The organism is Nonomuraea sp. NPDC049152 (assembly GCF_040648355.1).
Taxonomy (GTDB): Bacteria; Actinomycetota; Actinomycetes; order Streptosporangiales; family Streptosporangiaceae; genus Nonomuraea.
Map to the genome: position 1 here is coordinate 229,160 of NZ_JBEZDO010000015.1, position 10,021 is coordinate 239,180.

The following is a 10,021-nucleotide window of genomic DNA, read 5'->3' on the forward strand; positions in this document are numbered from 1 at the left end:
ACCGAAGAGGGAGGCATTGTGACGCAGAACCCGCCGGGCTCGGGGCCAACGGCTCTGCGCATCCTCCTGGGCTCCCAACTTCGCAGGCTGAGGGAGTCGCGCGGCGTCTCGAGAGAAGAGGCCGGACACCTCATCAGGGGCTCCGAATCCAAGATCAGCCGCATGGAGCTGGGACGCGTCGGCTTCAAGGAGCGCGACGTCGCCGACCTTCTCACGTTGTACGGCGTGGCGGAAGAGAGCGCCCGCAGGGCCGTCCTCGACCTGGTGACCACGGCCAACGAGCCGGGCTGGTGGCACCGCTTCAACGATCTGCTGCCCTCGTGGTTCCAGGCCTACGTCGGCCTCGAGGAGGCGGCGGCCCGCATCAGGACCTACGAAGTCCAGTTCGTCCCCGGCCTGCTGCAGACCAAGGAGTACGCCAAGGCCGTCATCACCGCAGGGTCCGCGGGAGTCGGCGGCGACGAGATCGCCCGCAGAGTCGACCTGCGCCTCGAACGCCAGCGCGTGCTCGAGCGCCCGGGCGGCCCGATCCTCTGGGCGGTGATCGACGAGGCCGCGCTGCGCCGCCCCATCGGCGGGGCCGAGGTGATGAAGGCCCAGCTGGAGCACCTGATCGACCTGATGCGCCAGCCCACCATCACCATCCAGGTCATGCCGTTCGACTTCGGCGGGCACAGCGCGGAGGGCGGCGCCTTCAGCATCCTGCGCTTCCCCGACCGCGACCTGCCCGACGTCGTCTACGTCGAGCAGCTGGCCAGCGCGCTCTATCTCGACAAGCGCGAGGACGTCGACCGCTACACCGAGGTCATGGAGCGCCTGTGCGCCGTCAGCACCACTCCTGACGAGACCGTGGACCTCCTCAACAAGATCAAGGATGAGATCTGACCGTCTGTTCGTCGTGCTTGGGTGCGCTTCTGCCCTAGACTGGCGTGCGGCGTTGGACATTCGCCGGTGCGAGCATGCCCAACACCGATCATGTGGGCGCGGCGCGTGAGCCGCAGAGATCTGGACGCGCCCGCGAACACTCAAAGCTTGATCAAGGAGACCACCCCGTGAAGACCGCTGTCGAGGAGCTCAGCCCGACTCGGGTGAAGCTCACCGTCGAAGTGCCGTTCGACGAGCTTGGCCCGAGCATGCAGGCGGCGTACAAGAAGGTCGCGGAGCAGGTTCGCGTCCCTGGCTTCCGCCCCGGCAAGGTTCCGGCCCGCATCATCGAGCAGCGCTTCGGCCGCGCGGTGGTGCTCGAGGAGACCCTTAACGACGCGGTGCCGAAGCTGTACAGCCAGGCCGTCGACGAGGTCGACCTGTTCCCGGTCAGCCAGCCCGACATCGAGGTCACCAAGATCGAAGACGGTGACCAGATCGAGTTCACCGCCGAGGTCGACGTCAGGCCCAGCTTCGAGGTGCCCGACTACGCCGGCATCGAGGTGACCGTCCCGACCGCCGAGGTCACCGACGAGGACGTCAACACCCAGCTCGACGCGCTGCGCCAGCGCTTCGCCACGCTGACCGGCGTCGAGCGCGCCGCCGCCAAGAACGACTTCGTCGTCATGGACCTGCGCGCCGAGATCGACGGCGTCAACCTCGAGGAGCAGCAGGCCAACGAGGTGTCCTACGAGGTCGGCGCGGGCTCGGTCCTGCAGGGCCTCGACGACGCGCTCGAGGGCATGTCCGCGGGCGAGGAGAAGACCTTCCGCACCGAGCTGGTCGGTGGCGAGAACGCCGGCGAAGAGGCCGACGTGATCATCAACGTCAAGTCGGTCAAGGAGAAGGTCCTTCCCGAGCTCGACGACGAGTTCGCCCAGCTGGCCAGCGAGTTCGACAGCCTCGAGGAGCTGAAGGACAGCATCCGCGAGCAGGCCCGCCGCAACAAGCTGGTCGACCAGGTCGTCCAGTCCCGCGAGCTGGCCCTCGACGCCCTGCTGGAGCAGATCGACATCCCGATCCCCGACAGCGCGCTCAAGGCCGAGGTCGACGCCCGCAAGCACAACCTCGACCACCAGATCGCCGAGAGCGGTCTGAGCCGCGACGCCTACTTCCGCCTCTACCAGACGACGGAAGACGAGCGCCTCGCCGAGTTCGAGTCCGGCTCCGTCAAGGCCATCAAGACCGGCTTCGTCCTCGACAAGATCGTCAAGTCGGAGGAGCTGGGCGTCAACGAGCAGGAGCTGACCAACTTCGTGGTCCGCCGCGCCATGCAGATGGGCGTCGCTCCCAACACGCTGGCCCAGCACCTCGCCGACAACGACCAGCTCACGCTGGCCATGGTCGAGATCGTCCGCGACAAGGCCAAGACCGTGATCGGCGACGCCGCCAAGGTCGTCGACGAGGCGGGCAACGAGGTCGACCTCAAGGCCATCTACACCGAGATCAACGGCGAAGAGGTCACTGAGGAAGAGGCTCCCGCGACCGAGGAGTAAGCTCTCTCTCGTCTCACGAAACCCCCGTTCCCGCTCGCGCGGGACGGGGGTTTCGCCGTTTTCGGGGCGGGCAACCCGAGGGACGGCGTTCGACGGGGAGGGTCATGGGGGGCGAGCTGTTCTTCCTCGGGCTGGCGGTGGCCGTGGCCCTCGTGGTCGGCCGCGTCCTGGCCCGCAGGCTGCCGGTGCCCGAGGCCATCCTGCTGGTCGCGCTCGGCCTGCTGATCAGCCTGCTGCCCGGCGTGGAGAAGGTGCGCGTCGACCCGGAGATCGTCCTCAACCTGTTCCTGCCGCCGCTGGTGTACCACGCGGCCTTCTTCACCGCGCCACGCGAGACGCGCGCGGACGCCGGACCCATCGCCATCATGGCCTTCACGCTGACCTGCGCGACCGCGCTCGTCGTCGCGTTGGTGGTCGGCTGGGCCGTACCCGGTCTCTCGTGGGCGGCCGCGCTGGCGCTCGGCGCCGCGGTCGCGCCCACCGACCCCGTCGCCGCGACCTCGGTCATGAAGCGGGTCGGCGCGCCACGCAGGCTGGTCACCATCCTGGAGGGCGAGAGCCTGGTCAACGACGGCGTCGCGCTGACCATGTTCGGGCTCGCGCTGACGGCGCTGAGCCACCAGGTCACCGCCGCCGACGCCGCGATCGAACTGGTCAAGGTCGTCGCCGGCGGCATCGTGTACGGCATGGCGGTCGCCTGGATCATCGGCAGGATCAGACCGCTGGTCAGGGAGCCGGGCGGGCAGATCGTGCTGTCGCTGGTCACGCCGTTCGTCGCCTACATCCCCGCGGTGCAACTCGGCCTCTCCGGCGTCCTCGCCACGATCGTGGTGGGCTTCTGGCTCGGCATCAAGGGGCAGGGCGTCCTGCAGCCCGCCTCCAGGCTCACCGGGCAGGTCTTCTGGGAGGTCCTGGTCTTCCTGCTGGAATCGACGCTCTTCGTGCTGCTGGGCATGGAGATCATCGACGTGTTCGCCGCCATGCCCCGGCACGAGAGGCCACGCCTGGTGGCCACCGCCCTGCTGGTCATCGCGGTCGTCGTGCTCCTGCGGATGCTCTGGACCCTCGTGGTCGTGCCGCTGCTGCGCTTCAGACGCTTCGAGACCATCGACGTACGGCAGCGCGTCGTGATGGGCTGGGCAGGCATGCGCGGCGCCATCACGCTGGCGATCGCCCTGTCCATTCCGCTCGGCGTGGGGAACAGGCCGCTGCTGCTGTTCCTGGCCGCCTGCGTCGTGATGGCCACGCTCGTGGGCCAGGCGACGACGCTCGCGCCGCTGCTGCGCAGGCTGGGCCTCGGCGAGAGCGACGCACAGGTCAAGGAGGAGGCCGAAGCCAGGGCGGCCACCCTGGAGGCCGCCCTGGCCCGCATCGACGAGATGGCCGCGGACGACCGCGTCGACGACCGTACGGCCGACGTCTACCGCCAGCTGTTCGAGCTGCGCCTGGACAAGGTCCGCTCCGTCCTCGACGAGGAGGACGAGCAGCCCCACACGGGCAAGCTCAGGAAGGAGCTGGTCAAAGCCCAGAGGGACAAGCTCAACCAGCTCTACCGCAAGGGCCGGATCAGCACCGACACCCAGCGCAAACTCCTGCACGAACTGGACCTGGAAGAGCGCAGGCGGGCTTCCGGCGGACACTGACGGCGACCTGCGCCGTCAGCGAACAGTCCGTGGACCGGGCATGACCTGTGGGCCGTGCGCGTTAAGGTCACAAGCAAAGCCCATCGATTACGACGCATCGGAAGGTGACGCTGTGACCAGCCCGCCGACCTTCTATCAGCCCGAGTCGCGAGGCCGTGAGAACGGCTCGTCCTTCCGGCTTGAGGACCAGCTTTACCAGCGCCTGCTGCGCGAGCGCATCATCGTGCTCGGCACGGACGTCAACGACGAGATCGCCAACCGCATCTGCGCCGAGCTGCTGCTGCTGGCGGCCGACGATCCCGACCGCGACATTTACCTGTACATCAACTCGCCAGGCGGGTCCGTGACCGCAGGTATGGCGATTTACGACATGATGGAATACGTGCCGAACGACGTGGCCACGGTTGCGATGGGCCTGGCGGCTTCCATGGGGCAGTTCCTGCTCTGCGCCGGCGCCCCTGGCAAGCGTTACGCGTTGCCGCACGCCCGCATCATGATGCACCAGCCCTCCGGCGGCATCGGCGGCACCGCCGCCGACATCGCCATCCAGGCTGAGCAGATGCTCTACGTGAAGAAGACGCTGGCCGAGCGGATCGCCTTCCACACCGGCCAGCAGCTGGACCAGATCGAGGCCGATTCCGACCGCGACCGCTGGTTCACCGCCGACGAGGCCAAGGACTACGGCTTCATCGACCACGTGGTCCGCAGCGCGCGTCAGGTGTCCTCGCAGGGCACCGTTTCCTAGGGGGAGCTGAGAAGTGAACATCGAGAGCCGCTACGTTCTCCCCTCCTTCGTCGAGCGCACGTCCTACGGCGTGAAGGAGATGAACCCGTACAACAAGCTCTTCGAGGACCGCATCATCTTCCTCGGAGTGCAGATCGACGACGCGTCCGCCAACGACGTCATGGCGCAGTTGCTGACGCTGGAGTCGCTCGACCCCGACCGTGACATCAGCATCTACATCAACTCGCCCGGCGGGTCCTTCACGGCCATGACGGCGATCTACGACACGATGCAGTTCGTCAGGCCGGAGATCCAGACCGTCTGCCTCGGCCAGGCGGCCTCCGCCGCGGCCGTGCTGCTGTCCGGCGGCACGCCCGGCAAGCGGTTCGCGCTGCCCAACGCCAGGGTGCTGATCCACCAGCCCTCCACCGAGGGCGGCGGCCAGGGAAGCGACATCGAGATCCAGGCCCGGGAGATCCTGCGCATGCGATCCCTCCTTGAGGAGATCATTGCCAAGCACTCGGGCAAGCCGCCGGCCGAAGTTCGTAAGGACATCGAACGCGACAAAATTCTCAACGCCGATGAGGCCAAGGCGTATGGTCTGATCGACGACATCATCCCGGCCAGGAAGAAGCGAGCTCAGGCCGTCGCTTCCTGATCGAGACGCGACGCACCGGAGCGGTGCCCAATAGGGCACGTTCCGGTGCGACTCGCCGCCAGGGGGCTCACTGAGGGCCCAGAAGACGGTAACGTCGAAACCTGAGCGGTTCGGACCGGGTCCGGAGGATACGGATCGCGGGAGCAGGACGGTCCCACGCAAAGGAGTATCTGGGGTGGCACGCATCGGCGACGGGGGAGACCTGCTGAAGTGCTCTTTCTGCGGGAAGAGCCAGAAGCAGGTCAAGAAGCTCATCGCCGGTCCCGGCGTCTACATCTGCGATGAGTGCATCGATCTCTGCAACGAGATCATCGAGGAGGAGCTCTCCGAGTCCTCCGAGCTCAAGTGGGACAATCTGCCCAAGCCGAGAGAGATCTACGAGTTCCTCGACGCCTACGTCATCGGCCAGGACAAGGCCAAGAAGGCGCTCTCGGTGGCGGTGTACAACCACTACAAGCGGGTGCAGTCAGGCGACCGCGGCAGGGACGACGGACTGGAGCTGTCCAAGTCCAACATCCTGCTTCTCGGTCCGACGGGATCCGGCAAGACGCTGCTGGCGCAGACGCTGGCCAAAATGCTCAACGTGCCGTTCGCCATCGCGGACGCCACGGCGCTCACCGAAGCCGGCTACGTCGGCGAAGACGTCGAGAACATCCTGCTCAAGCTCATCCAGGCGGCCGACTACGACGTCAAGAAGGCCGAGACGGGCATCATCTACATCGACGAGGTCGACAAGATAGCCCGCAAGAGCGAAAACCCCTCGATCACCCGCGACGTGTCGGGCGAGGGCGTGCAGCAGGCGCTGCTGAAGATCCTGGAAGGCACGACCGCCTCGGTTCCGCCGCAGGGCGGCCGCAAGCACCCGCACCAGGAGTTCATCCAGATCGACACCACCAACGTGCTGTTCATCTGCGGCGGCGCGTTCGCCGGCCTCGAGAAGATCATCGAGTCGCGGGTCGGCAAGAAGGGCATCGGCTTCAACGCCATCATCAGGTCGAAGGAAGAGGTCGACTCCGCCGACATCTTCGGCGACGTGATGCCGGAAGACCTGCTGAAGTTCGGCATGATCCCCGAGTTCGTCGGCCGGCTCCCCGTCATCACCTCGGTGCACAACCTCGACCGTGAGGCGCTCATCCAGATCCTCACCGAGCCGCGCAACGCCTTGGTCAAGCAGTACCGCAAGCTGTTCGAGATCGACGGGGTCGAGCTCGAGTTCACCGACGACGCGCTCGAGGCGATCGCCGACCAGGCGATCCTGCGCGGCACGGGAGCTCGAGGCCTGCGCGCCATTCTCGAGGAGGTGCTCCTGTCGGTGATGTACGAAGTGCCCTCCAGGCAGGACGTCGCCCGGGTGGTCATCACCCGTGAGTCGGTGCTGGAGCACGCCATCCCGACGCTCGTCCCGCGCGACCAGCTGGCCGCCAAGCAGCAGCGCACCCCACGCGAGAAGTCGGCCTGACCCACAAAGGCCCTCACGGCGAGGCCCCCGGACTCCGCTCCGGGGGCCTCGCCGTCTCTCGTGAGAGCGGCGATTCCCCGGAAGTCGCCCGAGGTCCCTAAACTTGACCGCGTGACAACGCCAGAGCTGCCTACCCAGTACACGCCCGCCGACGTCGAGACCCAGAGCTACGAGCGCTGGGTAGCGGGCGGATACTTCGGCGCGGACCCGGGCAGCGGGCGCGAGCCGTACTCGATCGTGCTGCCGCCGCCCAACGTGACGGGCGTGCTCCACATCGGCCACGCGCTCGACCACTCCATCCAGGACGCGCTCAGCCGCCGTGCCCGCATGCGCGGCATGGAGACGCTGTGGCTGCCCGGCATGGACCACGCGGGCATCGCGACGCAGAACGTCGTCGAGCGCGAGCTGGGCAAGGAGGGGCTGTCCAGGCACGACCTGGGCCGCGAGGCGTTCATTGAGCGCGTCTGGCAGTGGAAGGACGAGTCGGGCGGCAAGATCCTCGACCAGATGAAGCGCCTGGGTGACGGCGTCGACTGGTCGCGCGAGCGCTTCACGATGGACGAGGGGCTCTCGCGTGCCGTCCAGACCATCTTCAAGCGGCTCTTCGACGACGGGCTGATCTACCGCGCCGAGCGCATCACCAACTGGTGCCCGCGCTGCCTGACCGCGCTGTCCGACATCGAGGTCGAGCACAGCGAGGACGAGGGCGAGCTCGTCTCGATCCGCTACTCCGACGAGATCGTGGTCGCCACCACCCGGCCCGAGACGATGCTCGGCGACACCGCCGTGGCCGTCCACCCGTCCGACGAGCGCTACGCGCACCTCATCGGCACCGAGGTGGAGCTGCCGCTGACCGGGCGCAGGATCCCGATCGTCGCCGACGAGCACGTCGACCCGGCCTTCGGCACCGGTTGCGTCAAGGTGACGCCCGCCCACGACCCCAACGACTTCGAGATCGGCCGCAGGCACTCCCTGCCGTCGCTGACCGTCATGGACGAGCGCGGCGTGATCACCGCGCACGGCCCCTTCCTGGGTCTCGACAGGTTCGAGGCGCGGCCGGCCGTGGTCGCGGCGCTGCGCCAGCAGGGCCTGATCGTCGCCGAGAAGCGGCCCTACCTCCACGCGGTCGGCCACTGCTCGCGCTGCAAGACCGTCGTCGAGCCGCGGCTGTCGCTGCAGTGGTTCGTCAACGTCTCGCCGCTGGCCAAGGCCGCGGGCGACGCCGTCCGTGACGGGCGCACCCGCATCCACCCGCCCGAGCTGGCCAAGCGCTACTTCGACTGGGTCGACGACATGCACGACTGGTGCATCTCGCGGCAGCTGTGGTGGGGCCACCGGATCCCCGTCTGGTACGGCCCCGCCGGCGAGGTCGTGTGCGTCGGCCCCGACGAGGACCCGCCCGCCGGATACTTCCAGGACCCCGACGTGCTCGACACGTGGTTCTCCTCGGGCCTGTGGCCGTTCTCGACGCTGGGCTGGCCGTCCCAGACGCCCGAACTGGCCCGCTTCTACCCGACGACCGTGCTGGTGACGGGCTACGACATCCTGTTCTTCTGGGTCGCCAGGATGATGATGCTCGGCCTGTACGCCATGGACGGCCAGCCGCCCTTCAGGACCGTCGCCCTCCACGGCATGGTCCGCGACCAGTTCGGCAAGAAGATGTCGAAGTCGTTCGGCAACGTGGTCGACCCGCTCGACTGGATCGACCGCTACGGCGCCGACGCCACCCGCTTCACGCTGCTGCGCGGCGCCAACCCCGGCTCCGACGTGGCGGTCAGCGAGGAGTGGGCGGCAGGCTCGCGCAACTTCTGCAACAAGATCTGGAACGCCACCCGCTTCGCGTTGATGAACGGCGCGGCCACCGGCGAGCTGCCCACCTCGCTGACGGCGGCCGACCGCTGGATCCTGTCCAGGCTGCAGACCGTGATCGCGCAGGCCGACGAGGCGTTCGAGGAGTTCGAGTTCGCCAAGGCCTCCGACCTGCTCTACCACTTCGCGTGGGACGAGGTCTGCGACTGGTACCTGGAGCTGGCCAAGGTCCAGCTGTCCCAGGGGCTCGACCAGACCCGGATCGTGCTCGGACACGTGCTCGACGCGTTGCTCAGGCTGCTCCACCCGCTGGTGCCGTTCGTGACGGAGGAGCTCTGGCGCGCGGTCACCGGCGGCGAGTCGGTGGTCGTCTCCAGCTGGCCCGTGGCCGACGCCCGCTACGCGGACCAGGCCGCCGAGGCCGAGATCCTCGCGCTGCAGGAGCTGGTGACCGAGGTCCGCCGCTTCCGTTCCGACCAGGGGCTCAAGCCGGGACAGAAGGTCGCGGCCAGGCTCTCTCTGGCGGGTACGGCCGTCGCCGCGCACGAGACCGCGATCAGGTCGCTGCTCAAGCTGCAGGAGCCGGGCGAGTCTTTCTCGCCGACGGCTTCCTTCGTGGTGGGCGACGTGACCGTCGAGATCGACACCGCCGGCGCCATCGACGTGGCCGCCGAACGCAAGCGGCTGGAGAAGGACCTGGCCGTGGCTCGCAAGGATGCCGCTCAGGTGGCGGCGAAGCTCGGCAACGAGCAGTTCATGGCCAAGGCGCCGGAGGACGTGGTGACCAAGGTGCGAGCCAGGGCCGAGTCGTCGGCCGCCGACATCGCCAGGCTGGAGGCCCAGCTGGCGGCGCTCCCGACCGGCTGATCGACGTGTGCCGAGGGCCCGGAGTCGTTGGCGACTCCGGGCCCTCCTTGGTGTTTGGCCAACACGAACCAGGGGAAGACCTATTCGTTACCCAAGACGGACGTCGCACGCGCGGCTGGCTGCTACTCTTTTCAAGGCAGGGCGACGTAGCCTGCGAGCACTTCGGATCGAGGCCCTCGCAGAGGCTGCTAGGCTCTCACCACTCCCTCTGAAACACTTCTGATCTTCGGGCGACATCCACACGGTTGGACAAGGCTCGAAAGTTAGAGTAAGTTGAGAGGGTTGCCCCGGAAGCGGGGTGGTCGAGATTGTAGCCAGGTTGACCGGTTTGACAGCAAATCGGGCAAAATGGTAAAGTTAAGACATAACGAAGCGAGTGCGGCCGGGTGGTTGACGGTCTGGCGTCCGTTTCTTGAGAACTCAACAGTGTGTTAAAAGCCA

The 10,021-nt window shown here is 67.5% G+C and carries 7 protein-coding genes; all 7 read left to right on the forward strand.

The annotated features are described in order from the left end of the window. The first annotated feature begins 18 nt into the window (after window positions 1–18). The 7 genes from AB0B45_RS26995 (at window position 19) to AB0B45_RS27025 (ending at window position 9,580) form a co-directional block, all read left to right on the forward strand. Complete coding sequence (locus tag AB0B45_RS26995) at window positions 19–885, forward strand: helix-turn-helix transcriptional regulator (RefSeq protein ID WP_358135723.1); 867 nt, start codon at window positions 19–21, stop codon at window positions 883–885. 167 nt (window positions 886–1,052) lie between these two features. Continuing rightward, entirely contained in the window at window positions 1,053–2,420 is a 1,368-nt protein-coding gene (tig, locus tag AB0B45_RS27000; RefSeq protein ID WP_358135726.1) for a trigger factor, read from the forward strand. Between the two features lie 104 nt (window positions 2,421–2,524). After that, a complete protein-coding gene (locus AB0B45_RS27005; protein ID WP_358135729.1) occupies window positions 2,525–4,063 on the forward strand; it encodes a Na+/H+ antiporter in 1,539 nt (512 codons plus the stop codon). Between the two features lie 112 nt (window positions 4,064–4,175). Further along, entirely contained in the window at window positions 4,176–4,808 is a 633-nt protein-coding gene (locus AB0B45_RS27010; RefSeq protein ID WP_354914835.1) for an ATP-dependent Clp protease proteolytic subunit, read from the forward strand. 13 nt (window positions 4,809–4,821) lie between these two features. After that, window positions 4,822–5,445, forward strand: a complete 624-nt coding sequence (locus AB0B45_RS27015) for an ATP-dependent Clp protease proteolytic subunit (RefSeq protein ID WP_358135732.1) — start codon at window positions 4,822–4,824, stop codon at window positions 5,443–5,445. A 175-nt stretch (window positions 5,446–5,620) separates the two neighbouring features. Further along, complete coding sequence (gene clpX, locus AB0B45_RS27020) at window positions 5,621–6,904, forward strand: ATP-dependent Clp protease ATP-binding subunit ClpX (RefSeq protein WP_358135734.1); 1,284 nt, start codon at window positions 5,621–5,623, stop codon at window positions 6,902–6,904. A 111-nt stretch (window positions 6,905–7,015) separates the two neighbouring features. Continuing rightward, window positions 7,016–9,580, forward strand: coding sequence for a valine--tRNA ligase (locus AB0B45_RS27025; protein WP_358135736.1), 2,565 nt, complete (start codon window positions 7,016–7,018; stop codon window positions 9,578–9,580). Window positions 9,581–10,021: the final 441 nt, after the last annotated feature.